This is a genomic window from Saccharopolyspora karakumensis, from assembly GCF_004349225.1.
GTDB lineage: Bacteria > Actinomycetota > Actinomycetes > Mycobacteriales > Pseudonocardiaceae > Saccharopolyspora > Saccharopolyspora endophytica.
The window spans coordinates 1-26,957 of record NZ_SMLA01000020.1; the positions used below are offsets into that span (position 1 = coordinate 1).

A 26,957-nucleotide genomic window follows, 5' to 3' on the forward strand; every position below is an offset into this window, starting at 1 on the left:
GGTGGGGGAGGGGGCAGCGGTGCTGGTCAACTTCCGGTACCTCGCATCTTCTGCTCGGCGTCGGCCAGCGCGGCCCGCACGTCCTCGGTGGTGACCTGGCGGCCCGTGGCGATCTCGGCGAACAGGTCCCGCATCGCCGAACCCACGGTCGTCTCGAAGTGCGCCTCGGTCGGGATCATCGGTGCCGGTTCCGAGTAGTGGGCCAGCACGTCCGAGAAGACCGCGTCCTCCTCTGTGTGGAAGGCGGGATCGTCGTAGGCGTCGGTGACCACCGGCAGCGTCCCGTACTTCTTGTTCAACGAGGCCTGGATGTCCTTGCTGGTCAGGAACTCCACCAGCTTCAGCGCCTGCTCGCGCTTCGGGCTGTCGGCGAACACCGCGACGTTCGAGCCCGCGACGTGGCTGAGCGCGGGCGTGCCGCCCGGTGGCAGCGGATCGGGCGCGGGCAGCCGGACCACCCCGTAGGCGTCCTCGGACATCCCGTTGTCGGCGAGCGTCGGGATGACGCTGTTCTGGGCGATGAGCATCGCCGCGTTGCCGTCGGTGAAGTCCTCCGCGGCGCTGGAGGTGTTGCCCTCCTCGGCGTCGCCGGGGCTGACGACCTTCTGCGTCGACATCAGGCCCAGGTAGCGCTGCACGGCGGACACCGCACCGGGCGAGTCGAACTCGGGGCCGTTGGCGGTGATGAGGTCGACGCCCTCCCAGCGGGCGAACATGAAGGCGAAGTGCGCGTTCTCGGTGTAGCTGGCGCCCGCGATGGTCAGTCCCCAGCGGTTGCGGGCGGGATCGGTCAGGCGCTGGGAAGCGGCGAGGAACTCGTCCCAGTTGCGCGGGGGAGCGAGTCCGGCCTCGGCGAAGAGCTTCTTGTTGTAGAACACGCCGTAGCTCAACCCGTACAGCGGCAGCGACGTCGGGACCTGGCCGGCCATGCCGGTCGAGCTCATGCTGCTGTCCAGGAACCGCTCCCGGCCGCCGAAGCGCTGCATCAGCCGGTCGTCGAACGGCACGAACGCGCCGGTGGCCTGCAGCGACGCGGCCCAGGTGTTGCCCAGGTTGACCACGTCGGGTCCGACCCCGGAGGTGGCCGCGCCCAAGATCCGGTTGAGCAGGTCGGACCAGCCGATGACCTCGACGTTCACCTCGATGCCCGTCTGGGCGGTGAACTGGGCGAGCTCGTCGCGCAGGATCTCCATGTCCTGCTCGGCGCTCTTGCCCTGGTTGCTGGCCCAGTAGGTGATCGTGTTGGGGTCTTCGGCCGAGCCCGCGCATCCCGTCAGCGTCCCGGCGAGCAGTGCCGCGATCAGCGACACGGCCGCGAGTGAGCGTTTGATCACGAAACGACTCCTCGGCCTCGTCGGACCCGTCGTTGGGCCCGCCGCTCAAACTAGGGACTTAACCGGTTAACAAGAAGGCCGGTCCGATCTGCGTGGCCGATTCGTTACCTTTGGTGCTCTCGTGCTGCTCCGGTCAGGCGAACATCGGTGCCGCAGCGGTGCTCTCGCGCGTGATCAGCTCTCTGGGCTGCAAGCGGGAGTCGTCGGCGACGCCCGTTTCGACCAGCTCCAGCAGCATCAGCGCGGCGCACGCCGCGGCGGCTCCCACGTCGTGCGAGAAGGCCGTGATCGCCGGGTGCACCACCCGGCACAGCATCGAGTCGTCCCACGCCAGGACCGAAACGTCCTCGGGCACCCGCACTCCGAGCTCCGCGGCCCGCGCCACCGACGCCACCGCCATCACGTCGTTGTCGTAGATGATCGCCGTCGGTGGCCGCGCCGAGGCAAGCAGCCGCGCCGTGGCGGCCACACCGCCGCCCTCGGTGTAGTCGCCCTGATCGCGCACCAGCGCCACACCGGGCCGCTCCGCCGCCGCGCGCCGCAGCTCCCGCTCGCGGCGGGCGGTGTGTCGCAGCTGCCCCGGCCCCTGGACGTGGCCGATCCTGCGGTGGCCCAATCCGGCGAGGTGCCCGATCGCGCTGTCGGCGATGTCGTGCTCGTCGACCCACAGCACGGGGATCCCGGCCATGGGCTGCTCGGTCCCGAAGAACACCGCCGGTATCCGCAGCTCCCGCAACAACGCCGGGCGCGGATCGTCGACGCGCAGATCGGTCAGCAGCACCCCGTCGACGCGGCGCTCCGCCCACCACCGGCGGTAGGTCTCCAGCTCGGTGTCCGGGTCCGACGCCAGCGCCAGCTGGAGCGAGAACCCGTGCGCCGAGAGGGTCTGCTCCAACCCGGCGACCACCTGCATGAAGAAGGGCTCGGTCCGCAGCACCTCCGGAGACCGGGCGAGCACGACGCCGACCGTGGCCGCCCGGTCGCTGGAGAGCGCCCGCGCCGCACTGCTCGCGCGCCAGCCCATCTCCGCGGCCACGTCGAGGATCCGCTCCCGCGTCTCCTGGGACACGCCGCCGCGGCCGTTGAGCGCGTAGGACACCGCGGCCTTGGACACGCCCACGGCGTGGGCGATGTCGATGATCGTCGGCCGCTTCACGGCGCCACGGCCTCCTCGAGCCGCCGCGGCAGGTCCTCGCGCAACGCCCAGTCCGGAAGTCCCGCCACCGCTTTCCCCTCGGGAGGCTGCTGTTCGAGCAGCAGTGTATGGCACGTCGGACGCCGGCGAGATCGCTCAGCGATCGACGATGGCGGTGATGATCAGGCCGTTCTCGGCCAGCCAGCGGCCGGTGAAGGAGGTCAGGGGTGCGCCGTGGGGGTCGTAGCCCTGCTTGAGCAGGTGGGCGTGGAAGGTGCCGTCGAGGGAGAGGGTGACTTCGGCTTCCTCGAAGTCGAGCCACTCGCGGCTCAGCGGGAACCAGGACTTGTAGACCGATTCCTTGGCGCTGAACAGGATTCGATCCCAGTGCACGTTTCCCGGCAGCGCCGAGATCATGGCTTTCTCGGCCGGCAGCGACACCGCGTCGAGCACGCCGTCGGGCAGCGGCTCGTGCGGTTCGGCGTCGATGCCGATCGTGCGCACCGCCTTGTCCCAGGCGACCACGGCCGCTCGGTAACCCGCGCAGTGCGTCATGCTGCCCACCACTCCCGGTGGCCAGCCCGGAGCGCCGCGCGCACCAGGCAGGAGAGGGCCGATGGGCGCGCCGATCTCGGCCAGGGCGATGCGGGCGCAGTGGCGCACGGTGGCGAACTCGCGACGTCGCTTGTCGACCGCTCGCGCGATCACCGCGCTCTCCTCGGCGAACAACCGCGCCTCCGATGGGTCGGTGAACAGCTCGTGCCGCGCGAGATCGTCGGGCAGGACTCGTTCGAGCATCACGACTCCTCCGGGAACACGCGGCGCAGCGGCTCCTCGGGCAGACCCCGGCGCTTCCACTCGCGCGGGTAGCCGATGGAGACCTCCTGGAAGCGGACCCCGTCGTAGAAGGTCGTGCGCGGGATGTGCAGGTGGCCGTAGATGGCGGCCGCCGCGCGGTGCCGCACGTGCCAGTCGGCGGTGCGCACGGTGCCGCACCACTGCGCGAACTCCGGGTACCAGAGCACGTCGGTGGGTTGGCGGACCAGCGGGTAGTGGTTGACCAGCACCGTCGGCAGGTCCGGATCGCAGTCGGCGAGCCGCTTCTCGCTGTGGTCCGCGCGGGCCCGGCACCACGCGTCGCGGCTCGGGTAGGGGTCCGGGTGCAGCAGGAACTCGTCGGTGCACACCACCCCGGACTCGTGCGCCACGGCCAGCGCCTCCTCCTTGGTGGAGGTGCCGGCGGGGCGGAAGGTGTAGTCGTAGCCCACGAAAAGCGGCGCGATCGTGACCGGTCCGCCGCGGCCGGTCCACACCGGGAAGTCGTCCTCGGGTGTGACGACGCCGAGCTCACGGCAGCGCCGCACCAGTTCGAGGTAGCGCGCCTCGCCGCGCAGCTGCAGGGGATCCTGCTCCGGCGTCCACAACTCGTGGTTGCCGGGAACCCACACGACCTTCTCGAAGCGCCCGGCCAGCATCTCCAGCGCCCAGGTGATGTCGTCGGACATCTCCCCGACGTCCCCGGCGACCAGCAACCAGTCGTGATCGGAGCCGGCACGCAGCTTCCGGGCTATGTCCTTGTTCTCATCAGCAGCGACGTGCAGGTCGCTGATCGCGAGCAGTTCACCAGAGGCCATGATTCCCCGATGCTAGCCGCCTCAAACCAGCGTCCCACCAGGATTGGTGTGCTATAGGAGCTAAGGTGACGTGCATGGGTGGTCACGAGCGCGGGGAGCTGCTCCGCGACTTCGGCCGGCAGGACCGGTTCACCGCCGAGCTCGCGGTCGGGTCCGAGACGGTTCTCTGCTCCGATCCGACCACCGACATCGTCGATCTGCGAGACCTGGGCGGGACGGCGGAGCGCTCGTTCTGGTGCGCCTCGAGCGGCGCGTCGCCCGCGCCCTCAACGCCCACGACGAACTCACCGAGGAGCAGCGAGTTTCCGCCTCCTGGGCGTTTCTCGTGGTTCGAGCGTGGGAGCGTGGTGGTCGTCGAGGGTGAGGTGGAGGACTCCCGGGTTGAGGTCGAGGGGGCGGAGGCGGATTCCTTGTCGCCTGCTCGTTCGGGGTGCTAGAGCTCCGGGAGATCTCGGCGAGCGAAGGGGCTGACCGGTGAGCGCAGGGGAGTTCGAGGGGCTGGCGGCGGTGGTCACCGGCGGCGGGTCGGGAATCGGCCTGGCGGTGGCGCGGACGCTGGCCGATCGCGGGGCGAAGGTCGCGGCGCTGGACCTGGACCCGGGCGGGGTTCCGGCCGGGATGCTCGGTCTCCGGTGCGACGTCACCGACGAGGACTCGGTGCGCGATGCGGTGCGGGAGTCCGTCGAGCGCCACGGCGGCTTGGACGTGCTGGTCAACAACGCGGGCATCGGCGCGCAGGGCACGGTCGAGACGAACTCCTACGACGAGTGGCGGCGCGTCTTCGACGTCAACGTGCTGGGCATCGTGCGCACCAGCCGCGCAGCCCTGCCGCACCTGCGCAGGTCGGCGGCCGCGTCGATCGTCAACACGTGCTCGATCGCGGCGACTGCGGGCCTCCCGGACCGCGCCGCCTACAGCGCCAGCAAGGGTGCCGTGCTCTCGCTGACGCAGGCGATGGCCGCTGATCACCTCGCCGAGGGGGTCCGCGTCAACTGCGTGAACCCGGGCACCGCCGACACGCCGTGGGTGCGTCGGCTGCTGTCGGCGGCGGACGACCCGGACGCGGAGCTCGCCGCGCTGAACGCCCGGCAACCCTCGGGCCGCCTGGTCTCCGCCGACGAGGTGGCGGCCGCGGTCGCCTACCTGGCGGGCCCCGCGGCCGGGGCCACGACGGGGACGTCGCTGGCCGTTGACGGCGGCATGCAGGGCCTGCGGTTGCGGAAGTGACCGTCCTGGGCGGATCCGGGGTGCGGGTGAGCGCCCTGGGCTTCGGCGGTGCGGTGATCGGCAACCTCTACCGCGAGGTCTCCGAAGCGGCGGCGGCGGAGACGGTCGCCGCCGCGTGGGACGCCGGGGTCCGCTACTTCGACACCGCACCGCATTACGGCCTGGGGCTGGCCGAACGCCGGCTCGGCGCGGCGCTGGCGGGACGGGCCCGGAACGAGTTCTCGGTGTCGACCAAGGTCGGCAGGATCCTCGAACCCGTCCCGAACCCCGGGCGCACCCGCGACGTGGCGGGAGGGTTCGCGGTCCCCGCGGACTTCGCGCGGCGCTGGGACTTCAGCGCCCACGGCGTCCGCCGCTCCCTGGAGTCCAGTGTGGACAGGTTGGGGCTGGATCACGTCGACCTGGTGCTGCTGCACGACCCGGACGAGCACTGGGCGCAGGCGATCGCGGAGGCCTACCCGGCGCTGCACGAGCTCCGCTCGCAGGGAGTGGTGGGGGCGATCGGGGTCGGGATGAACCAGTGGCAGATGCTGCGGCGCTTCGTCACCGACACCGACGTCGACGCCGTGATGCTCGCAGGCCGTTACACCCTGCTGGACTCCTCCGGGGAGCCGCTGCTGGACGAGTGCGCTCGCCGCGGCGTGTCCGTGCTGGCCGCAGGGGTGTTCAACGGCGGGGTGCTGGCCACCGACGACCCCACCGCCCACGCCGTCTACGACTACCTCCCGGCATCACCGCAGGTGGTGGGCAGGGCGCGGCGGATGGTCGAGATCTGCCGCCGCCACGGGGTGGCGCTCCCGCAGGCGGCCATCGCGCACGCCGCGCGGCACCCGGCCGTGGCGTCGGTGGTGCTGGGAGCGCGATCGCCCGAGGAGGTCCGGCGCAACGCCGAGCTGTTCCGCGCGCCCGTGCCCGAGGAGCTGTGGGAGGAGCTGGCGGCGGCCGGGCCCTGACCGTCCGGCCGCCGCCAGCGGTCAGAAGCGGATGACCAACCGGCCTCGGGTGCCACCGGCTTCGAGCCGCCGGTGCGCCTCGGCGCCTTGGTCGATCGGGTAGGTGTCGGCGACGCGCAGCGTCAGCGCGCCCTCCTCGACCTGCTGCCGCAACCGGTCGAGCCGGGCCTGCTCCGACCAGTAGTCGCGGACGAGCACCGCGTGGTACCGGATGCCGCGCTCGGCCTCGGCGGTGAACCCGCGCACCGTGGCGATGCCGCCGCCATCGCGGACCGCCGGCTCGACGGCGTCGTTGAGCACCGCCCCGTCCACGACGCCGTCCACACCGCCGGGCGCGATCTCGCGGATGCGGGTGGCGACGTCGTCGCCGCGCTCGACGATCTCGTCGGCGCCCAGCGAGGACACCAGATCGCGGTCGGTGTCCTTGGCATCGGTGATCACCCGCAGCCCGTCGGCCTTGGCCAGCTGCACGACGTAGCCGCCGAGGGTTCCGGCGGCGCCGGTGACGGCGAGCAGACCGCCGGGGGGCAGCGCGAGCCGGTCGAGGGCGAGGCGAGCGGTGAGCCCGTTCATCGGCAGCGTCGACGCGGCGTCGTGACCGGTTCCGGCAGGAGCGCGCGTGACGGACGCGACGGGCAGCACGACGCTCTCCGAGTAGGCGCCGTGCGCACCGGACGGGATGACGATGGCCATCACGTCATCGCCGACCCTCAGATCGGTGTCGGTGCCCTCGCCGACCTCGTCGATGACGCCGGCGGCGTCCATGCCCGGCACGTAGGGCGGTTCGACGTCGCGGTAGCGATCGGGGAACCAGCCCGCGCGACCGGCGGTGTCGGTCGGGTTGACCGCCGCAGCGCGCACCCGGATCCGCACTTCGCCCGGGCCGGGGTGCCGCTCCGGCACCTCGTGCACGCCCAGGACCTCCGGACCGCCGAACTCGGTGAAACCAACAACACGCATGCCGATCACGAACCCGCGGCGGACGGCCGGTATTCCGCGGCGTCGGGCGGATCACGTGAACTAGTCTGCGTGCATGCGGAGGTTCCAGCAGGTGGACGTGTTCACCGACGTCCCGTACTACGGCAACCCGGTCGCGGTCGTCCTCGACGCGCAAGGCCTGACGGACGCGCAGATGCAGCGCTTCGCGGCGTGGACGAACCTGTCGGAGACGACCTTCGTGCTGCCACCGACCAGCGACGAGGCCGATTACCGGGTGCGGATCTTCACCGCCTCCGCCGAGCTGCCCTTCGCCGGTCACCCGACGCTGGGCACCTGCCACGCCTGGCAGTCGGTGCACGGCCGGCGCGACGCGGTGGTCCAGGAGTGCGGTGCCGGGCTGGTGACGGTGCGCCGCACCGCTGGCGGACTGGCCTTCGAGGCGCCGCCGCTGCTGCGTTCCGGTCCGGTGGAACCGGGACTCCTGGACCGCATCGCCGCAGCGCTGGGCATCGACAGCAGCGAGGTCGTGGACGCGCGGTGGGCCGACAACGGCCCTGGATGGGTCGCGCTGCTGCTGTCCGACGCCGATGCGGTGCTGGCGCTGGAGCCCTCGTACCGCGACGACCTCAAGATCGGCGTCGCCGGCCCGCACCCGGTGGACGGACCCGCCCGGTACGAGGTCCGCGCGTTCGCACCGGGCGGCAGCGGTTGCGTGGAGGACCCGGTCACCGGCAGCCTCAACGCCTCACTCGCCCAATGGCTGCTGTCCGCAGGCCGCACGACGGCCCCGTACACCACCCGGCAGGGAACGGCCCTCGGTCGCGCCGGTCAGGTCCGCGTCGACACCGACGAGCGCAACGCCATCTGGGTGGGCGGGAGCACGGTCACCTGCATCGACGGCGCGGTCGAGATCTGAGCCCCCGCTCCACGAGTCGTGAGCAGCGCCTAACCGTCGATGAGCGCGGCGAAGCCGTCGACGATGCGGTCCAGGCCGAACTCGTAGGCGTGGTCGGGGCTGTAGGCGGCCCGGTGCCGGGCACCGGCGGCTGCGCCGATGCGGGCGGCGTTGGGGTACTTCGCGGGGTCGAAGACCTCCGCCAGCAGGGGTGCGCTGGTGTGCCACCACTGCTCGTCGGTGGTGGCGCTGTCGCGTTGCGCCGCTTCGGATTCCGCCGCCGCGAGGGCGGTGGAGCGGACGAAGCCGAGCACCAGCGTCAGCGCCGAGTCGATGGCCACGTCGTCGAGCCCGAGGCCGAGGAACGCGCCGAGCTCGTGCTCGTACTTGGTGATCAGCCCCGGACCCAGCGGTGGGCGGCTCGTCGAGACCTTCAACGCCCACGGGTGGAGCCGGTAGAGCTCGCGGTTGCGCGCGGCGATCTCGACGACCCGCTCCCGCCACGGCAGGTCTGCCAGCGGTTCTCGCGGCATCCGCTGGTAGATGCCGTCGAGCATGAGGTCCAGCAGCTCGGCCTTGCCGGGGACGTAGGTGTACATCGACATCGTCGAGACGCCCAGGCGTTCGGCGACCCGGCGCATCGTCACCCCCGCGAGCCCGTCGGCGTCGGCGAGTTCGACTGCGGCGTCGACGACCTGGTCGATGCTCAGGCCCTTGCGCGGGCCCCGCTGCGGTGAGCGCTCGCCCAGCTCGTGCCGCCACAGCAGCTCCAGCGTTCGCCCGGGATCTCCGGCGCTGCTCCGCTCCATCACCGCGCACCACCTCCGTACTGTGTACACTGTACGAGGTACGGGGAAGTCGAGCACGAGGGGGTCGCAGATGCGGATCACGGCAACTGCGGTGTCGCTCAACGTCGAGGACGTGGCGGCGTCGAGCCGGTTCCTGGTGGAGCACTTCGGATTCGCCGAGGTCATGGCCGCCGACGGGTTCGCCTCGCTGGCCAGGGAGGACGCCGGCGTCAACGTGGTGTTCCTGCGGCGCGGCCTGGAGTCGCTGCCCGAGGGCCAGCGCGACGACCACGCCGCCGGTCTGATCCTGGCCTTCGAGGTCGACGACCTGGAGGGTGAGCTCGCCCGGCTGCAGGACGAAGGAGTGGTCATCACCATGCCGCTGACGGTCGAGGAGTGGGGCGAGCGGGCGTTCCAGGTCCGCGACCCCAACTGCGTGATCGTCCAGCTCGTCGACTGGAAGGGCTGAGCGCGGGTGCGGCCTCGCGCCTCCGCGGCGGGGGTCGCACCTCGCGTCGGAGCCGGCGGGCGGCGAAGAGCATCAGGACACCGCGGAAACCGGTTCGCTCCGAAGGTGCGGTGGTCGGCCGTCCGGTTGGCGGAGCACGGAGGATCCGGGCCGCATATCCTCGCGGGCATGCAGCTAGATCTTTCGGGACGCACCGCGTTGGTCACCGGATCGACGCAGGGGATCGGGTACTCCATCGCGCAGGGGCTGGCCCGGGCCGGAGCCCGGGTGGCGATCAACGGACGCATCCCGGAGCGGGTCGACGAGGCCGTGCAGCGGATCCAGCAGGACGTGCCCGGCGCCGAGACCGTGGCGGCGGCCGCCGACGTCACCACCGAGGCCGGGACGGCGGATCTGCTGAAGGTCCTCCCGCGCGTGGACGTGCTGATCAACAACCTCGGCATCTTCGGCGCTCAGCCGGCCATGGAGATCACCGACGAGGACTGGCGCCGCTACTTCGAGGTCAACGTGCTCGCCGCGCTGCGCCTCACCCGCTCGTACCTGCCGGGGATGGCGGGGGAGGGCTGGGGCCGGATCCAGTACATCGCCAGCGATTCGGCGGTGGTCATCCCCGCCGAGATGATCCACTACGGCATGTCCAAGACCGCGCTGCTCGCCGCTTCCCGCGGTTTCGCCAAGGAAGCGGCCGGAACCGGGGTCACCGTGAACTCGGTGATCGCCGGGCCGACCCACACCGGTGGCGTGGAGAAGTTCGTCTACGAGCTGGTCGACTCCTCGCTGCCGTGGGATGAGGCGCAGCGGCGGTTCATGCGCGAGCACCGGCCGCAGTCGCTGCTGCAACGCCTCATCGAGCCGGAGGAGATCGCCAACATGGTCGTCTACCTCAGCTCCCCGCTGGCCTCGGCCACCACGGGTGCCGCGGTGCGCGTCGACGGCGGCTACGTGGATTCCATCCTGCCCTGATCGCGCAGGTGGGAGTGGTGGACCAGCCAGCCCCACATCGGTGCTGCGGCGTCGAACTCGCGCTCGGCGCCGCAGCGGCAGACCGCGCGGACCCCGTTGCCCGGCAGCCACTCCACGCGGTTGGCCAGGGTCTCGCCGGTCGGGCAGAGGGTGTCGATGGCGAGCTCCTGTCGGGTCCGCGATCGGGTCGCGAGGGCGTGGGAGCTCCCACCGTATTGCTGTTGATCTTGACAGTAAACGGCAGAACCGTAAATCAGGGTTCGCACATCGCTCGCGAGATGGCGCGGGCGCCCGCGCGCACGAGCGCGCTGAGCGCGTGCGGAGCGGCGCTGCCGTGGCGCACGACCAGCGACACCGAGGCCACGACCTCGCCCCGCTGGTCGTGCACCGGCGCCGCCACCGACAGCGCGTCGTCGGTGACCTGCCGGTCGCTGATCGCGTAACCGCAGCTGCGCGTCTCGGCCAGCATCCGCCGCAACGCCGCCGGGTCGGTCACGGTCAGGTCGGTGAAGCGCGGGATGTGCCCGCCGAGCACGTCGTCCTGGACCTCGGTGGGGGCGTGCGCCAGCAGCACCAGCCCGACGCCGGTGGCGGTGAGCGCGAAGCGCCCGCCCACGCGGGTGCGCACCGGGATCGCGCCGCTGCCTGCGATGCGCTCGACGAAGACGACCTCGGTGCCCTCGCGGACCGCCAGCTGCACGTTCTCCCGGGTCACCGCCGAGAGGTCTTCCATCGTCGGCAGGGCCCGCTCGCGCAGGCCCAGACCGCGCGGTGCGAGCGCGCCCAGCTCCCACAGCCGCAGTCCCACGCGGTAGGCGCCGTCCTCGCCGCGCTCCAGCGCGCCCCAGTCGACAAGGTCACCGAGCATCCGGTAGGCCGTCGAGGGCGGGAGCCCGGCCTGGCGGGCCAGTTCGGTGAGCGTCAGCGCCGTGCGCTCCGGTGAGAACGCGTCGAGCAGGTGCAGCGTGCGGCGGACCACGGGACCGGTGGCGCCGGCCGGCTTTCCGCGCCGGGCGGCCATCACAGCCCGATCGTGCGGCCGAGGAAGTCGTTGCCGAACTTGCCGTCGGGGTCGAAACGCCGTGCCAGCGAGCGGAAATCGGCCAGCTTCGGGTACAGCAGGTCCAGGTCCGGAGGTTCGGTGGTGAACAGCTTGCCCCAGTGCGGGCGACCGCCGAAGGGCTCCAGCGCGGCTTCGACGTCGGGCAGCAGCCGCTCCACCGACGCCTGCGCGGGACGCCAGGTGAAGTGGAAGGCCACCGAATCGGACCCGTGCGCGGGGCTCAGCCACAGGTCGTCGGCGGCGATGGTGCGGATCTCGCCGATGTGCAGCAGCGGAGCCATCTTGTCGGCCAGCGGTCGCAACGCCGCCAGCGCCGCCGCGCCGTGCTCGGCCGGCACGAAGTACTCGCTCTGCAGCTCGTCGCCGTCGCTGGGCGTGACACCGGCTTTGAAGTGCGGCAACCGCTCGTGCCACGAGCCCGCGACACCGAGCTGCTCGGTGAGGTTCTCGATCCCGCTACCGCGCAGCATGTGGGTGGGCACCTCGGCCGGGCGGGCGCCGAAGAAGTCGGTCCGGGCGTCGTCTCCCACGCGGGCCTTCGCCCAGACCTGGACGGTCTCGTCGAAGTCGGTGAACACGCTGACGCTGTAGGCGGCGGAGGCGATGGCGTCGAACTCGCCGAGCAGCGAGTCCCAGTCCAGGCCGAGGTGCACCGTGGTGGCGACGTCGAAGGCCGGTTGGACGCGCAGGCCGATGCGGGTCACGACGCCCAGCGCGCCGAGATGCACCACGGCACCCGCGAAATCGGGGTCCTCGGGCCGCAACCGCACCAGCTCGCCGTCGGCGCGCACGATGTCGAGCCCGGCCACCGCCGCGCTCAGCGAAGCGTTGCCGACGCCGGAGCCGTGGGTGCCGGTGGCGGTCGCCCCGACGACGGTGATGTGCGGCAGCGACGCCATGTTGTGCAGCGCGCGGCCGGAAGCGGCCAGGTGCGCGGCGAGCTCTCCGTAGCGCATGCCGCCGGGAACCCACACCACGTCGCCGTCGATCTCGACGTCGTCGGGCAGGGCTTCCAGCGAGAGGTGATCGGCGGTGGTGTCGGCGATGTCGTTGAAGCAGTGCCGCGAGCCGAGCGGCTTGATCCGCCCGGCCTCGGCGACGATCCGCCGCACCTCCTCCACGCTGCGCGGGCGGTGCATCCGCTGCGCGCGGTAGGTGAGGTTCCCGGCCCAGTTCGTTCCACTACCAGCCACGGGGAAACGTTAACGCGGCGAACGCCGGCGGCGGTACGGTCTGCGATCACCGCACCGCCGCCGGGTGGCTCATGCCGAGACGTTGGCGGTGAGCTTGGCGACCGCGGTCGTCAGCTGCTCGACGACCTCCGGGTCGTCGGCCGGGTGGGTCTCGGCGAAGCGGGTCATGGAGCCGGGGATGCTGAGCTTGACCTCGTCGACGATGGCCGCTCCGGCGATGCCGGCGGACTTGCGGGCCTCGTCCTGCGCCCAGACGCCGCCGTACTGGCCGAAGGCGGTGCCGATGACGGCGGTGGGCTTGCCGGAGAGGGCGCCGGAGCCGAACGGGCGGGACAGCCAGTCGATCGCGTTCTTCAGAACGGCCGGGATGGTGCCGTTGTACTCCGGCGCGAACAGCAGGAACGCGTCGGCCGCGCCGGCGACCTCGCGCAGCCGGGTGGCGGCGGCGGGCACGTCGGCCTCGGTGTCGATGTCCTCGTTGTAGAAGGGCAGGTCGCCGAGACCGTCGAAGACCTCGATCTCGACATCGCTGGGGGCGAGGCTGCGCGCGGCTTCGGCGAGCTGGCGGTTGTGCGAACCGGAGCGGAGGCTGCCGACGAGCGCGAGGATCTTGACGGACATTGGTATCTCTCCAGGTGAGGAGTATGGTGGAAGTTAATCGGACCGTGGTCCGATTAATTTTCTACCACCGAAGCGGACCGCGGTCCAGTTCCTTGTGGGAGGCGTTACGCTGTGCGCATGAGCGCTGGCACTCCGCGGATAGGGCCGACCGGCGACACGCTGGCCGGCCCGGTGGAACTCGACCTCACGTCCGTCGACGGCGCCCGCCGGCCGCGCGCCGACGCCGTCCGCAACCGGGCCAAGCTGCTCGACGCCGCCGCTCGTCTGATGGCCGACTGCGGTGCCGCGAACCTGACCATGGACGCGGTGGCGGCCGAAGCCGAAGTCGGCAAGGGCACCGTGTTCCGCCGCTTCGGCGACCGCAACGGCCTGCTGCTCGCCCTGCTCGACCACGAGGAACAACGCCTCCAGCAGGCGTTCCTGTCCGGACCGCCACCGCTGGGTCCCGGTGCACCGGCCATCGAGCGGCTGCGGGCCTTCGGGCCCGCCGTGATGCGCCACGAGCTCGACAACGTCGAGCTCTACCTCGCCGCCGAGCCGCCCGCCGAACGCCGCTGCGTGGTGCCCGCGCGCGGACTCCGCCGGAGCCACCTGGTGATCCTGCTGCGCATGACCGAAGCCGCCACCGACGTCGAGCTCGCCGCCGAAACCCTGCTGGCTTCCCTCGACACCCCGCTGGTGCACCACCTGGTCGAGCAGCGCGGGTTCAGCCTCGACCGCCTCGACTCCGGCTGGCAGGACCTGGTCACCAGGCTCGCGAAACCCTTGCCGTGATCTTCCGCTGAGCGGGAAGATCGATTTGGTGAGAGCGCGTTCGCGGTGCGAACCTCCGGCGGCTCGTGCGTGAAGGGAGTTCGCCGGTGAACGACCCGGATTTCGAAGTGCCGACCCGACTTTCCGGGACGGCTCGATGAACGCGGTGCCGAGGCGGAGCTTCCTCGCCGCGGCCGGACTGGGCGTTCTCGCCGGGGTCGCGGGCTGCGCGCCCGGCGCGCACCGGCCGGTGGCCGCCACCTACCTGACCACGTCCTACGACGACCTCTACCCGGGCGTGGAGATGTTCCTCGGCAAGGCCCGCGAGCTCGGCGGGTTCGACTTCGACGTGTTCCCCTCCGGGCAACTGCTCGGCGCCGAGGAGCTCGTGCCCGGGATGCTGCACGGCGTCGCCGACGTCGTCCTGCAGACCAGCTCGTACGTGTCCTCGAGCTTCCCGATCCTCGGATCGCTGGAACTGCCCTTCACCACCGAGGACTTCGGCCGCTACCTGCGCGCGTGCGACCCCGACAGCGACGTGTCCCGGCTGATCAACCAGGGGCTCACCGGCCAGAACATGCGGATGCTCGGCGGCATGGCCACCGGGTTCGAATACCTCTGGACCATCGACAAACCCATCCGCACTCCCGAGGACGTGCGCGGGCTGCGGCTGCGGGTCGCCGGTGAGATCGAGGGCGAGACCGTCAAGGCGCTCGGCGGAGCCCCGGTCTTCCTCGGATCCGCCGAGCTCTACCAGGCGCTGGAACGCGGCACGATCGACGGGATGATGAGCTACCTCGGCACCGTGGTCTCCCGCGATCTGCAGGAGATCCTGCGCTACGGCACCGCAGCCCACTTCGGCGCGTACACCGTGGACGCCTACTGCCGCAACGACTGGTACGAGGCGCAGGCGCCGCGGCAGCGCCACGCGCTCGACGAAGCCGGACGGGTGCTCTTCCGCGACGGCACCGCGAAACTCGTCGACGTCCACGAGCACGAGTACCTGCCCGCCGTGCGCGAGGCCGGCGTCGAACTCATCGAGCTCGACGAGGTGCAGCTGCGGCCCTTCCGCGACGCCGTGTCGGCCGTGCACGAGCGCTGGCGCGCCCTGCTGGGCGACCCGGTCGCCGCGCAGCGGGCGCTCCAGCTGATCCGCGACGCCTGAGGAGCGACGATGCTGAACCACCTCCGCCGCATCGTGCTGATCGGCACCCGGTCCATGGCGGTGCTGGCCATGATCACCATCGGGCTGATGATGCTGTCCATCAGCTACGACGTCATCGCCCGCTACGCCTTCCGCGCGCCCACCGACTGGGCCTACCCGCTCAACTCCAGCGCGGTGCTGGCCGTGACGGTGCTGGCCATCCCGCACCTGTACGCCACCGGCCACCACATCTCGATGGACCTCGTGCACCGCTCGTTGCCGCCGAGGTGGCGGAAGGGCGCCGACGCGGTGACGGCGACCGCGGCCGCCCTGCTCGGACTGGTGCTGGCCGTCACCGGCTTCCAGTCCATGGTGCTGTCCTACGGTCACGGGCTCACCGGTTCCGGCACGTTCAGCGTTCCACTGTGGATACCGGACCTGATCCTCGGCGCGGCCGGAGCGTTCCTGCTGCTCGTGGCGCTGCTGTTCCCGCCGCACGCCGAACCGGAGCTCGCCGCGACCGCCGCGGGCGCCGACACCGCACAGGACGGAGCGAACGCGTGATCCTCTCCCACGGGCTCATCGTGGTGCTGGCGGTCGTGCTGCTGCTGGTGCTGATCGCGGTGCGCACACCGATCTTCATCGCCCTGTCGGTCTCCGGCATCGGCGGACTGCTGTGCCTGTCCGGATTCGGCGGGCTGAAGCTGGTGCCGCTGGCGATGGGCGCCCAGCTGCAGGAGTACGCGCTGGTCGCGGCACCGCTGTACATCCTGCTCGGCGAAGCGCTCGCCGTGACCGGACTCGGGCGCGACCTGTTCGGAGCCGCGCACCGCTGGTTCACCCGCGTGCCGGGTGGGCTCGGTGCCTCGGCCATCGCGTCCTCGACGCTGTTCGGCGCCATGTCGGGGGTGAGCATCTCCTCGGTGGCGCTCATCGGGCGGATGGCCGTGCCCGAGATGCTCTCGCGCGGCTACAAACCGGGTTTCGCCGCTGGTTCGGTGGCGGCCTCCGGCGCGCTGGCGATGCTCATCCCGCCGAGCCTGATGTTCATCCTCTACGCCTCGGTCACCGGCGAGAGCGTCGCCGCGCTGTTCGCCGGCGGCATCGTTCCCGGACTGCTGCTGGCCGCGCTGATGATCGGCTACGTCGTGGTGCGCGCCAAGCTCAACCCCGACAGCGCGCCCCGCGACGGCGACCGGTTCAGCTGGCGGGAGCGATGGGCGGCCATCGGCAAGATCACCCCGGCGCTGGTGCTCATCGCGATGGTGCTCGGCTCGATCTACACCGGGTTCGCCACGCCCACCGAGGCCGCGGCGATCGGGGCGCTGCTGGCGTTCGCGATGACCGGGCTGGTGTACCGGAAGCTGGGGTGGCAGAACCTCAAGCTCATCTTCGCCTCGACCGCGACCGTGTCGGCGGCGATGCTGGCGATCGTCGGCTCGGCGTTCGTGTTCACCCAGATGCTGGTGGTGGCGCGGGTTCCCGAGGCGCTCACCGATTTCGTGGTGGGCCTGGACGTGCATCCCTACGTGGTGCTGATCGGGATCATGCTGGTTCTGATCCTGCTGGGCTGCCTGGTCGACGCCGCGTCGCTGCTGCTGGTGGTGACGCCGATCCTGGTCCCGGCCATCGAGGAGCTCGGCTTCGACCCGCTGTGGTTCGGGGTGCTGCTGGTGGTGAACCTGGAGTTGGCGGTGATCACCCCGCCGGTCGGGTTGAACCTCTACACGATGAAGTCGGTGGTCCCGGAGCTCGACCTCGGTGACATCTTCCGAGGCATCGCCCCCTACCTGGCCATCGAGTTCGCCCTGATCCTGCTGATGATCGCCGTCCCCGGAACCGCCACCTACCTGCCGAGCGTCATCACCTAGCTCGTCCTCGTCGCGCGGTCGACTCGGACCGGAACCGCCTCCCTGTCCTGGACTGGTCGCGGGGTCAGAGCCACTGGGGGCGGCTCGAGCCCCGGGGGAGGAGGACGTGGCGGTAGTGGCCCGGCGTCGCCGTCATGCGGACCTGGTCCGTGACGCCCTGGTAGCGGCCCAGAGGTGTGTCCGCGGTGAAGGTCTCGGGATCCAGGTACGCGTGCTGCTCGCCGCGCCCGGCGGTGTCGAAGGCGTAGGAGCGGTCGAAGACCCCGAGGCTCAGGATCCACAGCGCCGCGCGCGTGAGCGAGACGTGGACCCGCCAGCTGCCGCCTTCGGTGGCGCGCCGCGTCAGGGCCGCGGTGATCCCGGCGGTGAGCAGCCAGGACACGATGTAGTCGTTGACCACCAGGATCGGCGGGAGCATCGGCCTGGTGCCGTCACCCTCCAGGTCCATCATCCCGACCAGGCTGCCCGCCGTCTGGTCGAAACCCACCCGGTCTGCCCACGGTCCGCGCTCACCGTTGAGCGTGGTGGTCGCGTGCACGATCCCGGGCCGCAGCTCGGCGGCCTCGGCGGGCGACAGCCCGATCTCGTCGAGGTAGCCGGGCCGCCGGTTGGCGTAGAAGACGTCCGCGCCGACCAGCAGCTCGGCGACCGCGGGACGGTGCTCTCGGGGATCGATCGTCGCCGAGCGCACGCCCACGTTGGCGCTCATGTAGGCGCCCTCGTGCTCGAACTCGCCCGGCCGCCACAGGTTCAGCACGTCCGCGCCGTGCAGCGCGAGCGCCCGACCCGTCCCGGCACCGGCGATGACGTGCCCCATGCCCAGCGCCCGGACACCCGACAGCGGTTGTTCGACGCCCGGTGCCAGGGCTTCGGGTTCGGCGTCGCCGATGCGCTCGATCTCCACCAGCGGCATCGCGGCGAAGTGCTCGGTGTGCTGCGGCTCGGCGAGGACTTCCTCGGCGCTGCGCAGCATCGGCATCACGACACCGGCGACGGCCCCGGCCTCTTCGAGGTCGCGGGCGTTCCACCGGCCGATGGCCGCCGCCACCGCCTCGGAGTCCTCCGGCACGCCGAGCAGCCGCTGCGCACCGGCCTTGAGCTTCGGGTACGGGTTGAGCGGCATCACCCAGCGGTCGTCGGCGGTGGGGTAGAAGCGAAAACCGAAGGACCGGTTGGCATCCCCGGCGCCGGGATAGCCGTTGAGCAGTTCCCACCTGCGGTCGTAGAAGGGGCACAACCGGTGCGGTGCGGTGCGCAGGTCGACCTCGATGTCCTGCCCTTCGCCACCGCGCAGCCGCCACAACCGCGCGATCGCCGCGGATTTGGCCGCGAGGGTGATCGCCGCCGCTGCGCCCAGCCGGAGCGTGCTCGGCACGACCGGGTCGGCGCCCAGGAACCGCACCCGGCCGCCGGTGTCGACCGGGCTCATCCCGATCCCGGCCAGGACCTCGGTCAACTCGGCGTGGGGGTCGAAGTCGTCGTCGGTGCGGGGCGCGGCCACAGCTGCGGCGATCCGGTCGGTCAGCGTCACGATTCGCTCCCGTCTGGGACGTGACCACCGGCGGTCGACGCGGTGGTCGGCGGGACTGCCGATTACTGCGGGAACTCGGAGATGGCCAGGAAGATCTCGCTGCACCACTCGACGATCTCGGACTCCGACGCGTCCAGCCCGCCGTCGAGCCAGGCGGTGAGCGTCTGGGCGAGTCCGCCGACCAGGAAGCTCGACAGCAGCTCCAGCCTCGCACCGTCCTGCACGCCGTAGACCTGCCGCGCCTGCGTGCCCATCAGCTGGGTGAACAGCCGCGTCGACTCGGCCCGCCGGTGCGCCAGCGGTGTTCCCGCCAGGAAGGGGGAGAACAGCAGCCGTCCGCGACGCGGATCGTCTGAGATGAGCTGCACGATCGTCGTCAGGCCGGAGCGCACCTTGCTCTCGGGTTCCTCGACGACGGTCACGGCGTCCAGCGCGGTGGTGGCGATCTCGTTGACGACGTGGTCGTAGACGGCGGTGGCCAGCTCGTCGCGGTCGGTGAAGCTCTCGTAGAAGTAGCGGTTGGCCAGTCCCGCCTGCCGGCAGACCCCGCGCACCGTCAGGCTCGGATCGCCGTCGGAGGAACCGAGGAGCTCCAGCCCGGCCTCGATGAACAAGGCGCGACGTTCGGCCTGGCGGTCCGAACCCGTCACGCCGCCGTAGACGCGCAGAGGAGTGGTGGCCACCGAACCATCTTGACATCCCCCAGCGCGACTCGTCTCATGGATTTGACAACGACCGTTCCCAGATCTGGCCGTGGAGGTCGTGCGATGCGGCGCAGCAGCGGCGTGGAGAACTCGGTCCTGGGAGCCGGCCTGCTGGCCGGATCCGCGAACGTGATCATGCAGCTCAGCCGTCCCGGCGTCGGGTACGGCGTGGTGGAGAGCCGCGTCGACAGCGGAAACCTGTTCAAGCGCCCGGCCAAGCGCACCCGCACCACGATCACCTACATCGCGGTGGCCACCCTCGGCACCGACGAGGAGCGCCGGGCGTACCGGCGCGCGGTGAACGCGCAGCACGCCCAGGTCCGCTCCACCGAGCGGAGTCCGGTGTCCTACAACGCCTTCGACCCGCAGCTGCAGCTGTGGGTCGCGGCCTGCATGTACAAGGGGATCGAGGACGTCCACCGCCTGTTCCGCGACATCTCCGATCCCGCCGACCTCGACGAGGTCTACCGCTTCTCGGCCCCGCTGGGCACGACGCTGCAGGTGCGGGAGGACATGTGGCCCGCCGACCGCGCCGAGTTCGACCGGTACTGGAACGCCCAGCTCGCCGAGGTCCACATCGACGACACCGTGCGCGAGTTCCTGCACGACGTGGCCGCGCTGAAGTTCCTGCCGAAACCGCTCAGCGCCGTGTTCGGCCCCTTCAACGTGTTCATGACCACCGGGTTCCTGCCGCCGAGGTTCCGCGAGGAGATGCGCCTGCCCTGGACGGCCCGCGACCAGGCCCGCTTCGACCGGATCATCGCGGTCGTCTCGGCGGTGGGCGGTCGCGCCCCGCGCCCGCTGCGCCGCTTCCCGTTCAACCTCGCCCTGTGGGACCTGCGCCTGCGCATGCGACGCGGTCTGCCGGTGGCGTAGGAGCGGTTGGGCCCAGGGCGATTCGTCAGCGGGGGTGCGGGTTGAGGTGGGCGTGGAGGTCTCGGCTGGCGGCGGCCATGGTGGGGGTGACGCCGAGGTCGGTGAGCATCTCGGTGGCCGCGGCCATCTCGTCGGTGCGGCGCACCGCGTGCTGGTAGGTGCCGGAGACGATGCGGTCCACGGTGGACTCACCCGCCGCGGTGAAGTCGGCGATGATGTTCTCCCGCAGCAGGTCCTCGAAGCCGGCGGCCCTGGCGGCCTCCAGGGCTTCGACGATCGAGGCGGCCATGCCCTTGAAGTAGACGCTGCGCAACAACTTCCGGGTCGCCGCCAGCCCCGCCGGGCCGTCGAGGACCTCGACGTTCGCGCCGAAGCCGCGCAGCAGCTCGGCCGCGCGCTGCGCGCCGGATCCGCTGACCAGCAGCGGGACCTGGAGCCTCGGCCCCGGGACCGGTGCCATGATCGCCACGTCGGCGAACGGCACACCGCGCTCCTCGGCGATCTCGGCCAGCCGGCGCTTCTTCTCCGGCGACGCCGTGTTGAGGTCGGCCCACACCGAACCCCGCGGGAGCGAGCCGATACCGGACTCCATCGCCTCCACGGCGACCGCCGAGCGGTTCACGCTGAGCACCAGATCCGCGCCGGTCGCCGCATCGGACTCGCTGGTGGCCGCTATGAGGTCCGGCCCGGCCGCCACCGCGGGGTCGTAACCGCGCACCACCGCGCCCGCCGCCGCCAGGCCGGCGCTGAACGCACCGCCCGCTTCGCCCAGGCCCAGCACGCCGATCACGGTCCGCTCCGACTGCTCCATCCGGTGCCACCTCCAGTCGCTCCACCGACGCATCCACCCCGAAACTAGCCCGTCGGTCAGCCGTGGCCGGTGAAGTGTTCCCGGGCTCACGCGTCCCGGCTCCACCACCTCCGCCGCGGGCGCACTTCGAGAAAGGCCCCACGGCGAGTTGATCACCGGCTACAGTGGGCGGCTGCAGGCGGACATCAACCGGAACCGGAGGCGGACCTTGGCGGCGGAGATCAAGCGCCCTCGCGCACGCGCAGCGGGTGTGCTGGTGCTGATGGCGGCGTTCCTGGTCGTCGTGTGGTTCGACGATCCGACGGTCGGCGGGTTCCTCACCGGTGGCATCCTCGCCGGTTTCGCCGGCCTGTGGTTGCCGACGCGGATCGGCATCGCCGTCACCGCGCCCTACGTGGTCGGCTTGTTCTTCGTGCAGCACGTGGGTCACGGCCACGCACCGGGTGCGGTGATGCTCATCGTCATCGGTGCGATCGTCTGCTTCGGCATCGGCGTGTTCGTGCGCTCCAGGCACGACAGCAGCGCCGAGCCCGCCGAACCGGAGGCGTGAGCGCGCCCGGTCAGTCGAGCCAGAGGGCGGCTGCGGTGAGCAGGGCGGACGAAGCGCGCAGCAGGGTGGGTTCCAGGCCGGTCGGCACGAACTCGGGCGAGTGGTTGCCGGGCGCCTTCCCGGCCGCCACCGCGGCGTTCGGCCTCGCCGGGTCCGCGTAGAGCGCGGGGTCGAAACCCCCGAAGTTCCAGAACACCGACGGTACCCCGGCCGCGGTGCCGAACGCGCCGAAGTCCTCGCTGCCGGCCTTGGCCTGCGGCGTGTGCACGAACTCGTCACCGAACTGTCCGGCGAAGGCGTCGGAAACCCGTCGGGCGGCGTCGACGTCGTTGACCAGCAGCGGGAACGAGTTGATCGGCTCGATGTCGGGCTCGCGGGGCGCGCCCGCTGCCGCGGCCTCGTGGCGGACGATGCGGCCGATGGCGGCCAGGACGGTCTCCCGCACCTCCGGGTCGAAGGTGCGCACGTTGAGCTTGAGCTCGGCGGTGGTGGGGATGACGTTCTCCTTGCCGCCCGCGTGCACCGCGGCGACGGTCACCACCGCGACGTCCTCGGGGGAGATCTCCCGCGCCACCACGGTCTGCAACCGCAGCACGATCGAGGAGGCGATGACGATCGGATCGACCGTGGCCTGCGGCTGCGCGCCGTGCCCGCCGCGGCCGTGCACGGTGACCCGCAGGCTGTCGGCGGCGGCCATGAACACCCCGGGCCGCACGTACAGGTGCGTGCTCGGGGCGGAGGCGATGTGCTGGCCCAGGGCCACGTCGAAGGCGGGGAAGCGGTCCAGGAAACCGTCGTCGATCATGGCCCGCGCACCGCCGCCGACCTCCTCGGCGGGCTGGCACACCGCCAGAACCGTTCCCGACCAGGCGTTTCGACGCGCGGCCAGCTGCTCGGCCGCACCGATCAGGGCCGCCATGTGCGCGTCGTGCCCGCAGGCGTGCATCACCGGTGACTCGTTGCCGTCGGCGTCGACGCCGACGGCCGTGCTGCGGTAGGGGACCTGCTCGACCTCGCGGACGGGCAGCGCGTCCATGTCCGCCCGCAGCAGCACGCCCGGCCCGTCGCCGTTGCGCAGCACGCCCACGACGCCGGTCCCGCCGACCCCGCTGGTCACCTCGTAGCCGGCCGCCCGCAGGCGCTGCGCCAGGACCCCGGCGGTGCGCTCCTCCCGGAACGACAGCTCCGGGTTCCGGTGCAGGTCCTCGTAGAGCTCGCGGACACCTGCGACGCGGTCTTCCAACCCGGCCAGCAGCCCGGACATCCCTGCTCCTCCCGTGGGCGACGGAGCCACCCTCGCACCTCGCACACCGCAGGCGAAGCGCGTGGGGTCTCATCGGGGGATCGGCCTCGCCTGCGAGAGCCATCAGCGCCATGCTGGGGTGGCCTGCCGCCGCCGGACCGGCGGCCGTTCCGGGGAGGGAAGCATGACCATTGCCGAGCAGCCCGCCACCACGACCGCGCACCCGCTGGACCCGATGACCGCCGAGGAGGTGACCGCGGTCCGCGCGGCGCTCGACGGCGCCGGCCTGCTCGGTGAGAACGTCCGGTTCACCTTCGTCACGCTCGAAGAACCCGACAGGGACGCGGCGCTCGCCCACCGACCGGGACAGGAAGCGGACCGCCGGTTCCGGGCGGTGCTGCTGGACCTGGCCAGCGGCGTCTCGCACGACACCGTCGTCTCCGCCACGCGATCCACTGTGGACTCCGTGCGCCGGCTGGACCCGGCGGTGGACGGGCAGCCGCCGATCATCGACACCGAGTTCGAGCTGGTCGAGGAGATCGTCAACGCCGACGAGCGCTGGACCTCGGCGCTGCGCAAGCGCGGGATCGACCCGGCCACGGTGCGCGCTGCGCCGCTGTCGGCGGGCGTCTACGACGAGCCGGGGGAGCGGGGCAAGCGCATCATCCGGTCGCTGGGGTTCCAGCAGTTCCACCCGGCCGACCACCCGTGGGCGCACCCGGTGGACGGGCTGTGCGCCTACATCGATCTCACCAACCGCGAGGTCACCCGCATCGTCGACCACCGCGAGCTCCCGGTCCCGCAGGAGTCCGGCAACTTCGACGACCCCGAGGTCACCGGGCCGGCCCGCACGAGCCTTCGGCCCATCGAGATCACCCAGCCCGAGGGCCCGAGCTTCACCGTCGAGGGCCACCGGGTGCGCTGGGAGAACTGGGACCTGCGGCTGGGTTTCAACGAGCGGGAAGGGCTCACCCTGCACCAGCTGTCCTTCCACCAGCGGCAGGTGCTGCACCGCGCCTCGATCGCCGAGATGGTGGTGCCCTACGCGGATCCGTCGCCGGTGCGGTTCTGGCAGAACTACTTCGACTGCGGCGAGTACATGTTCGCCCGCTACACCAACTCGCTGGAACTGGGCTGCGACTGCCTCGGCGAAATCCACTACTTCGACGCCGTGGTGGCCGACGACTTCGGCAGGCCGCGCACCATCCGCAACGGCATCTGCATGCACGAAGAGGACTACGGGGTGCTCTGGAAGCACACCGACCTGTTCACCGGTTCGCAGGAGACCCGGCGCCAGCGCCGCCTGGTGATCTCGTTCTTCACCACCGTCGGCAACTACGACTACGGCTTCTACTGGTACTTCTACCTCGACGGCACCATCCAGCTGGAGTGCAAGGCCACCGGCATCACCTTCACCGCCGCCTACCCCGACGAGGGCCACGAGTACGCCACCCAGATCGCCCCCGGCCTGGGCGCCCCGTTCCACCAGCACCTGTTCTGCGCTCGGCTCGACGTGGCCGTGGACGGGCAGCGCAACGCGGTGGAGGAGGTCGAGGCCGAACGCGTCCCGGTCAGCGAGACCAACCCGCGCGGAAACGCGTTCCGGGCCAAGAGGACCCGGCTGAGGACCGAGGGGCAAGCCGCCCGGCTCGCCGACAACTCCCGGGCCCGGACGTGGCACATCGTCAACCCCGGCAGCCAGAACCGCTACGGCGACAACGTCTCCTACGTCCTGCACCCCGAGGGCCGGCCGGTCATGCTCGCCGACGAGTCCGCCTCGGTGCACGCCCGCGGGACCTTCGCGACCAAGCACCTGTGGGTCACCCGCTACGACCGCGAGCAGCGCTACCCGGCCGGCGACCTGGTCAACCAGAACCCCGGAGGCGCGGGGCTACCGGCCTGGACGGCGCGGGACCGCGACATCGACGGCCAGGACATCGTCGTCTGGCACACATTCGGGCTCACCCACTTCCCGCGGCCCGAGGACTGGCCGATCATGCCCGTCGACCGCGCGGGCTTCACGCTCACGCCGGTCGGGTTCTTCGACCGCAACCCCACCCTCGACGTCCCGCGCTCGACCGGCACCGGCTGTCACGGGGAGGGATCTACCGGCCTCTGACCTGCAACGACCCGAGCAGCTTCGCGGTGGCGCGCTCGATCTCGTCCACCGCCTGTTCGAAGCTCTCGGCGTTGTGGGCGGCCGGCGCCCGGAACCCGGAGATCTTGCGGACGTACTGCAGGGCGGCCGCCCGGACGTCGGCGTCGGTGACCTGCTCGGCGTAGGGCGGGCGGAGGGTCTTGATGCTGCGGCACATGCCCGCATTGTCCGCCTCACCTCTGACAGCGACCAGCGGTAGTTTGGCTCCGGGCGCCGACACCGGGGAGGGACGACGATGGGGCTGCCGATCTGCGCGACCTGCGGGATGCAGTACGCCGAGGCCCGAGAGGACTGCCCGATCTGCGAGGACGAACGCCAGTGGGTGCCGCGCGACGGCCAGCAGTGGACCGACCTGGACGCCCTCCGCGCCGAGCGCAGCGCCGTGCTGCGCGACGAGGGCGGCGTGCTCGGCATCGGCTGCGAACCGAAGTTCGCCATCGGCCAGCGCGCGCTGCTGGTGCGCACCGACGCGGGCAACGTCCTTTGGGACTGCACGGCCTACCTGGACGACGAGATCGTCAGCGCGATCAACGACCTGGGCGGCCTGATCGGCATCGCCATCAGCCACCCGCACTACTACACGACGATGATCGAGTGGGCCCGCGCCTTCGACGTGCCCATCCACCTGCACGAAGCCGACCGGCAGTGGGTCGGCCGCCCGGACCCGGCGATCCGGTTCTGGGGCGGCACGACCCACGAGATCGTCCCCGGCCTGACGCTGATCAACCTCGGCGTCCACTTCGCCGGCGGCGCCGTCCTGCACAGCGCCGCCGGGAAGGGCTCGTTGTTCACCGGCGACATCGTCCAGGTCATCCCGGACCGCACGCATGTCGGCTTCATGTACAGCTACCCGAACCTCATCCCGGAACGCCCCAGCGTGGTCCGGCGGGCCGCCGAGCTCCTCGACGAGCTCACCTTCGACTCCCTCCACGGAGCCTGGTGGGACACCGTGATCCCCACCGGTGCCCACGAGATCGTCCAGCGCTCGGCAGCCCGCTACCTGCGGTTCGTGAACGAGGAGTGAGCAGCCGACCTACGCGGGCACCCGGCGCAGCGGCATCGGCTTCCACCAGGTCGCGGTGCGCAGCGCCCACTCCGCGGGCCCGTACCGGAAGTGCCCGAGCCACCAGTGGCTGAAGGCGGCCTGGACGGCGAGAACGATCAACGCCAGCCCGAGCGCGGTGGACCAGTCGGTGGATTCGCGCAGGCCCAGCGGCCCGGCCACGGCGACGACCAGGAGCGTGGCGGTGAGGTAGTTGGTCAGCGCCATCCGGCCGAGCGGTTCCACCAGCGCCGCCAGCGGTCGGCCGATCCTCGTGCGGAGCACGAGCAGGAACGCCGAGGCGTAGGCGACCGCGCCGAGAACACCGGCAGCCGCCGCGATGCGGGTCGTCAGCGGACCGTCCGGTGGGTACACCAGCTGTGCCCAGACGGCGGGAACGCTCAGCAGCACCGCGATGACGAGCACGACCGCGAGTTGTCCGGGACGGCGGTCGACCGTCCGCGCGATCCCGGTCCGGGCGCACGCCAGGCCGAGCAGGAACAGCCCCGGGATGCTGAACATCCCGCCCGAGACCGCGGTGAACCCGGCGAGTGCGGCGAGAACGCTCACCGGCACCAGCACGCGGGTCGGCAACCACGACGCGGGCAGCAGGACCAGCAGCCCGAAGATCGCGTAGGGCAGCAGCGCCTCGCCGGGCTGCAGCACGTGGTGGGCGGCGCCGAGGAGCCCGAGGACGAGCAGCCTGCGCGCCAGCATCAGGCGGGGACGGCGCGAGCGCTGCGCGCCCTCCAGGAACAGCGAGAAGCTCAGCCCGAACAGGAACGCGAAGATCGGGTAGAAGTGCTGCTCCACCAGCATCCCGAGGCCGTTCGAGATGAGGTGCGACGCGCCGTTCTCGGAGCCGTGGGCCATGCGGGTGATCTGCGGGATGTTGACCAGGAGGATGCCGCAGAGCGCGAAACCGCGGAGGGCGTCCCACTCGGTGACCCGGCGCGGCGCGGAACCGCCGGGACCGGTCGGGCGGGACGGTGGTGGATCAACGGTTCGGGCCACGACGGCCCGGGAGGATTCGCTTCCTGAGGTGCTCATGACCGCTACG

At 71.4% G+C, this 26,957-nt stretch carries 29 protein-coding genes; 13 read left to right on the forward strand and 16 right to left on the reverse strand.

The annotated features are described in order from the left end of the window. Positions 1–26 precede the first annotated feature (26 nt). From E1202_RS15135 to E1202_RS15150, 4 genes are all read right to left on the reverse strand, one after another. Positions 27–1,334, reverse strand: a complete 1,308-nt coding sequence (locus tag E1202_RS15135; protein WP_132683739.1) for an ABC transporter substrate-binding protein — start codon at positions 1,332–1,334, stop codon at positions 27–29. Positions 1,335–1,467: 133 nt separating this feature from the next. Further along, positions 1,468–2,490 (reverse strand): LacI family DNA-binding transcriptional regulator, encoded by a 1,023-nt coding sequence (locus tag E1202_RS15140; protein ID WP_132683740.1) that lies wholly within the window; start codon positions 2,488–2,490, stop codon positions 1,468–1,470. 135 nt (positions 2,491–2,625) lie between these two features. Then, the gene (locus E1202_RS15145; protein WP_132683742.1) at positions 2,626–3,267 is read right to left on the reverse strand and encodes a 4'-phosphopantetheinyl transferase family protein; all 642 of its coding nucleotides are present in this window, start codon (positions 3,265–3,267) and stop codon (positions 2,626–2,628) included. Then, on the reverse strand, positions 3,267–4,103 hold the full coding sequence (locus E1202_RS15150; protein WP_132683743.1) for a metallophosphoesterase family protein: 837 nt from the start codon (positions 4,101–4,103) through the stop codon (positions 3,267–3,269). Before E1202_RS15150 ends, E1202_RS15145 begins: the two co-directional genes overlap by 1 nt. 474 nt (positions 4,104–4,577) lie before the next feature. Here E1202_RS15150 and E1202_RS15155 point away from each other — a divergent pair, with 474 nt between their 5' ends. Both E1202_RS15155 and E1202_RS15160 read left to right on the forward strand, forming a co-directional pair. Continuing rightward, positions 4,578–5,330, forward strand: coding sequence for an SDR family NAD(P)-dependent oxidoreductase (locus tag E1202_RS15155; protein ID WP_207918648.1), 753 nt, complete (start codon positions 4,578–4,580; stop codon positions 5,328–5,330). Beyond that, on the forward strand, positions 5,327–6,283 hold the full coding sequence (locus E1202_RS15160; protein WP_132683745.1) for an aldo/keto reductase: 957 nt from the start codon (positions 5,327–5,329) through the stop codon (positions 6,281–6,283). Before E1202_RS15155 ends, E1202_RS15160 begins: the two co-directional genes overlap by 4 nt. A gap of 21 nt (positions 6,284–6,304) precedes the next feature. Here the strand turns inward: E1202_RS15160 and E1202_RS15165 are convergent, their stop codons facing one another. Next, entirely contained in the window at positions 6,305–7,243 is a 939-nt protein-coding gene (locus tag E1202_RS15165; RefSeq protein ID WP_132683747.1) for an NADP-dependent oxidoreductase, read from the reverse strand. 73 nt (positions 7,244–7,316) lie between these two features. Here E1202_RS15165 and E1202_RS15170 point away from each other — a divergent pair, with 73 nt between their 5' ends. Further along, complete coding sequence (locus E1202_RS15170) at positions 7,317–8,138, forward strand: PhzF family phenazine biosynthesis protein (RefSeq protein WP_132683748.1); 822 nt, start codon at positions 7,317–7,319, stop codon at positions 8,136–8,138. Between the two features lie 29 nt (positions 8,139–8,167). Here the strand turns inward: E1202_RS15170 and E1202_RS15175 are convergent, their stop codons facing one another. After that, positions 8,168–8,926: a TetR/AcrR family transcriptional regulator gene (locus E1202_RS15175; RefSeq protein ID WP_132683750.1), complete on the reverse strand. Its 759-nt coding sequence runs from the start codon at positions 8,924–8,926 to the stop codon at positions 8,168–8,170. A 70-nt stretch (positions 8,927–8,996) separates the two neighbouring features. Between E1202_RS15175 and E1202_RS15180 the strand changes: the two genes are divergently transcribed. Further along, on the forward strand, positions 8,997–9,374 hold the full coding sequence (locus tag E1202_RS15180; protein WP_132683752.1) for a VOC family protein: 378 nt from the start codon (positions 8,997–8,999) through the stop codon (positions 9,372–9,374). Positions 9,375–9,542: 168 nt separating this feature from the next. After that, positions 9,543–10,337 (forward strand): SDR family NAD(P)-dependent oxidoreductase, encoded by a 795-nt coding sequence (locus E1202_RS15185; protein WP_132683753.1) that lies wholly within the window; start codon positions 9,543–9,545, stop codon positions 10,335–10,337. Here the strand turns inward: E1202_RS15185 and E1202_RS15190 are convergent. The 4 genes from E1202_RS15190 to E1202_RS15205 form a co-directional block, all read right to left on the reverse strand. After that, positions 10,313–10,453: a hypothetical protein gene (locus E1202_RS15190; RefSeq protein WP_235878398.1), complete on the reverse strand. Its 141-nt coding sequence runs from the start codon at positions 10,451–10,453 to the stop codon at positions 10,313–10,315. The two genes, E1202_RS15185 and E1202_RS15190, sit on opposite strands and share 25 nt — an antisense overlap. A 137-nt stretch (positions 10,454–10,590) precedes the next feature. Beyond that, a complete protein-coding gene (locus tag E1202_RS15195; protein ID WP_132683755.1) occupies positions 10,591–11,358 on the reverse strand; it encodes an IclR family transcriptional regulator in 768 nt (255 codons plus the stop codon). Further along, positions 11,358–12,593: a D-arabinono-1,4-lactone oxidase gene (locus E1202_RS15200; protein ID WP_328590988.1), complete on the reverse strand. Its 1,236-nt coding sequence runs from the start codon at positions 12,591–12,593 to the stop codon at positions 11,358–11,360. The genes E1202_RS15195 and E1202_RS15200 overlap by 1 nt, the downstream gene beginning before the upstream one ends. Before the next feature lie 69 nt (positions 12,594–12,662). After that, complete coding sequence (locus E1202_RS15205; protein WP_132683756.1) at positions 12,663–13,214, reverse strand: NADPH-dependent FMN reductase; 552 nt, start codon at positions 13,212–13,214, stop codon at positions 12,663–12,665. A 117-nt stretch (positions 13,215–13,331) separates the two neighbouring features. Between E1202_RS15205 and E1202_RS15210 the strand changes: the two genes are divergently transcribed. The 4 genes from E1202_RS15210 to E1202_RS15225 all read left to right on the forward strand — a co-directional run bounded on the left by E1202_RS15210 (position 13,332) and on the right by E1202_RS15225 (position 16,982). Beyond that, positions 13,332–13,988: a TetR/AcrR family transcriptional regulator gene (locus tag E1202_RS15210; RefSeq protein WP_132683758.1), complete on the forward strand. Its 657-nt coding sequence runs from the start codon at positions 13,332–13,334 to the stop codon at positions 13,986–13,988. Positions 13,989–14,124: 136 nt separating this feature from the next. Beyond that, complete coding sequence (locus tag E1202_RS15215; protein WP_132683760.1) at positions 14,125–15,132, forward strand: TRAP transporter substrate-binding protein; 1,008 nt, start codon at positions 14,125–14,127, stop codon at positions 15,130–15,132. A gap of 9 nt (positions 15,133–15,141) precedes the next feature. After that, positions 15,142–15,675: a TRAP transporter small permease gene (locus E1202_RS15220; RefSeq protein ID WP_132683761.1), complete on the forward strand. Its 534-nt coding sequence runs from the start codon at positions 15,142–15,144 to the stop codon at positions 15,673–15,675. After that, the gene (locus E1202_RS15225; protein WP_207918649.1) at positions 15,672–16,982 is read left to right on the forward strand and encodes a TRAP transporter large permease; all 1,311 of its coding nucleotides are present in this window, start codon (positions 15,672–15,674) and stop codon (positions 16,980–16,982) included. The genes E1202_RS15220 and E1202_RS15225 overlap by 4 nt, the downstream gene beginning before the upstream one ends. A gap of 64 nt (positions 16,983–17,046) precedes the next feature. Here E1202_RS15225 and E1202_RS15230 read toward each other — a convergent pair whose 3' ends face one another. After that, the gene (locus E1202_RS15230) at positions 17,047–18,513 is read right to left on the reverse strand and encodes a CoA transferase (protein ID WP_132683763.1); all 1,467 of its coding nucleotides are present in this window, start codon (positions 18,511–18,513) and stop codon (positions 17,047–17,049) included. Positions 18,514–18,575: 62 nt separating this feature from the next. Further along, positions 18,576–19,196, reverse strand: a complete 621-nt coding sequence (locus E1202_RS15235) for a TetR/AcrR family transcriptional regulator (protein ID WP_132683764.1) — start codon at positions 19,194–19,196, stop codon at positions 18,576–18,578. A gap of 84 nt (positions 19,197–19,280) precedes the next feature. On the opposite strand from E1202_RS15235, the gene E1202_RS15240 reads away from it, so the two are divergent. Continuing rightward, positions 19,281–20,093, forward strand: a complete 813-nt coding sequence (locus E1202_RS15240; RefSeq protein WP_132683766.1) for an oxygenase MpaB family protein — start codon at positions 19,281–19,283, stop codon at positions 20,091–20,093. A gap of 25 nt (positions 20,094–20,118) precedes the next feature. Here E1202_RS15240 and E1202_RS15245 read toward each other — a convergent pair whose 3' ends face one another. Next, the gene (locus tag E1202_RS15245) at positions 20,119–20,904 is read right to left on the reverse strand and encodes a DUF1932 domain-containing protein (protein WP_132683768.1); all 786 of its coding nucleotides are present in this window, start codon (positions 20,902–20,904) and stop codon (positions 20,119–20,121) included. A gap of 208 nt (positions 20,905–21,112) precedes the next feature. Here E1202_RS15245 and E1202_RS15250 point away from each other — a divergent pair, with 208 nt between their 5' ends. Further along, entirely contained in the window at positions 21,113–21,454 is a 342-nt protein-coding gene (locus E1202_RS15250; RefSeq protein WP_132683769.1) for a hypothetical protein, read from the forward strand. A 10-nt stretch (positions 21,455–21,464) separates the two neighbouring features. Here the strand turns inward: E1202_RS15250 and E1202_RS15255 are convergent, their stop codons facing one another. Then, entirely contained in the window at positions 21,465–22,718 is a 1,254-nt protein-coding gene (locus tag E1202_RS15255; protein WP_132683771.1) for an amidohydrolase, read from the reverse strand. Between the two features lie 163 nt (positions 22,719–22,881). Between E1202_RS15255 and E1202_RS15260 the strand changes: the two genes are divergently transcribed. Continuing rightward, positions 22,882–24,816, forward strand: a complete 1,935-nt coding sequence (locus E1202_RS15260; RefSeq protein ID WP_132683773.1) for a primary-amine oxidase — start codon at positions 22,882–22,884, stop codon at positions 24,814–24,816. On the opposite strand, the gene E1202_RS15265 is transcribed toward E1202_RS15260, so the two are convergent. Continuing rightward, complete coding sequence (locus E1202_RS15265; RefSeq protein ID WP_132674176.1) at positions 24,803–25,012, reverse strand: DUF2277 domain-containing protein; 210 nt, start codon at positions 25,010–25,012, stop codon at positions 24,803–24,805. The two genes, E1202_RS15260 and E1202_RS15265, sit on opposite strands and share 14 nt — an antisense overlap. A 78-nt stretch (positions 25,013–25,090) precedes the next feature. Between E1202_RS15265 and E1202_RS15270 the strand changes: the two genes are divergently transcribed. Then, positions 25,091–25,879 (forward strand): MBL fold metallo-hydrolase, encoded by a 789-nt coding sequence (locus E1202_RS15270; protein WP_132683775.1) that lies wholly within the window; start codon positions 25,091–25,093, stop codon positions 25,877–25,879. 9 nt (positions 25,880–25,888) lie between these two features. On the opposite strand, the gene E1202_RS15275 is transcribed toward E1202_RS15270, so the two are convergent. After that, entirely contained in the window at positions 25,889–26,947 is a 1,059-nt protein-coding gene (locus E1202_RS15275; protein WP_132683777.1) for a DUF418 domain-containing protein, read from the reverse strand. Positions 26,948–26,957 lie beyond the last annotated feature (10 nt).

Bases quoted from the DNA above. Each gene is read 5' to 3' on its own strand.
- E1202_RS15145 (WP_132683742.1), bottom strand. From the start codon at position 3,267: ATGCTCGAACGAGTCCTGCCCGACGATCTCGCGCGGCACGAGCTGTTC.
- E1202_RS15150 (WP_132683743.1), bottom strand. From the start codon at position 4,103: ATGGCCTCTGGTGAACTGCTCGCGATCAGCGACCTGCACGTCGCTGCT.
- E1202_RS15165 (WP_132683747.1), bottom strand. From the start codon at position 7,243: ATGCGTGTTGTTGGTTTCACCGAGTTCGGCGGTCCGGAGGTCCTGGGC.
- E1202_RS15170 (WP_132683748.1), top strand. From the start codon at position 7,317: ATGCGGAGGTTCCAGCAGGTGGACGTGTTCACCGACGTCCCGTACTAC.
- E1202_RS15175 (WP_132683750.1), bottom strand. From the start codon at position 8,926: ATGGAGCGGAGCAGCGCCGGAGATCCCGGGCGAACGCTGGAGCTGCTG.
- E1202_RS15180 (WP_132683752.1), top strand. From the start codon at position 8,997: ATGCGGATCACGGCAACTGCGGTGTCGCTCAACGTCGAGGACGTGGCG.
- E1202_RS15185 (WP_132683753.1), top strand. From the start codon at position 9,543: ATGCAGCTAGATCTTTCGGGACGCACCGCGTTGGTCACCGGATCGACG.
- E1202_RS15195 (WP_132683755.1), bottom strand. From the start codon at position 11,358: ATGGCCGCCCGGCGCGGAAAGCCGGCCGGCGCCACCGGTCCCGTGGTC.
- E1202_RS15205 (WP_132683756.1), bottom strand. From the start codon at position 13,214: ATGTCCGTCAAGATCCTCGCGCTCGTCGGCAGCCTCCGCTCCGGTTCG.
- E1202_RS15210 (WP_132683758.1), top strand. From the start codon at position 13,332: ATGAGCGCTGGCACTCCGCGGATAGGGCCGACCGGCGACACGCTGGCC.
- E1202_RS15215 (WP_132683760.1), top strand. From the start codon at position 14,125: ATGAACGCGGTGCCGAGGCGGAGCTTCCTCGCCGCGGCCGGACTGGGC.
- E1202_RS15220 (WP_132683761.1), top strand. From the start codon at position 15,142: ATGCTGAACCACCTCCGCCGCATCGTGCTGATCGGCACCCGGTCCATG.
- E1202_RS15240 (WP_132683766.1), top strand. From the start codon at position 19,281: ATGCGGCGCAGCAGCGGCGTGGAGAACTCGGTCCTGGGAGCCGGCCTG.
- E1202_RS15245 (WP_132683768.1), bottom strand. From the start codon at position 20,904: ATGGAGCAGTCGGAGCGGACCGTGATCGGCGTGCTGGGCCTGGGCGAA.
- E1202_RS15255 (WP_132683771.1), bottom strand. From the start codon at position 22,718: ATGTCCGGGCTGCTGGCCGGGTTGGAAGACCGCGTCGCAGGTGTCCGC.
- E1202_RS15260 (WP_132683773.1), top strand. From the start codon at position 22,882: ATGACCATTGCCGAGCAGCCCGCCACCACGACCGCGCACCCGCTGGAC.
- E1202_RS15265 (WP_132674176.1), bottom strand. From the start codon at position 25,012: ATGTGCCGCAGCATCAAGACCCTCCGCCCGCCCTACGCCGAGCAGGTC.
- E1202_RS15270 (WP_132683775.1), top strand. From the start codon at position 25,091: ATGGGGCTGCCGATCTGCGCGACCTGCGGGATGCAGTACGCCGAGGCC.
- E1202_RS15275 (WP_132683777.1), bottom strand. From the start codon at position 26,947: ATGAGCACCTCAGGAAGCGAATCCTCCCGGGCCGTCGTGGCCCGAACC.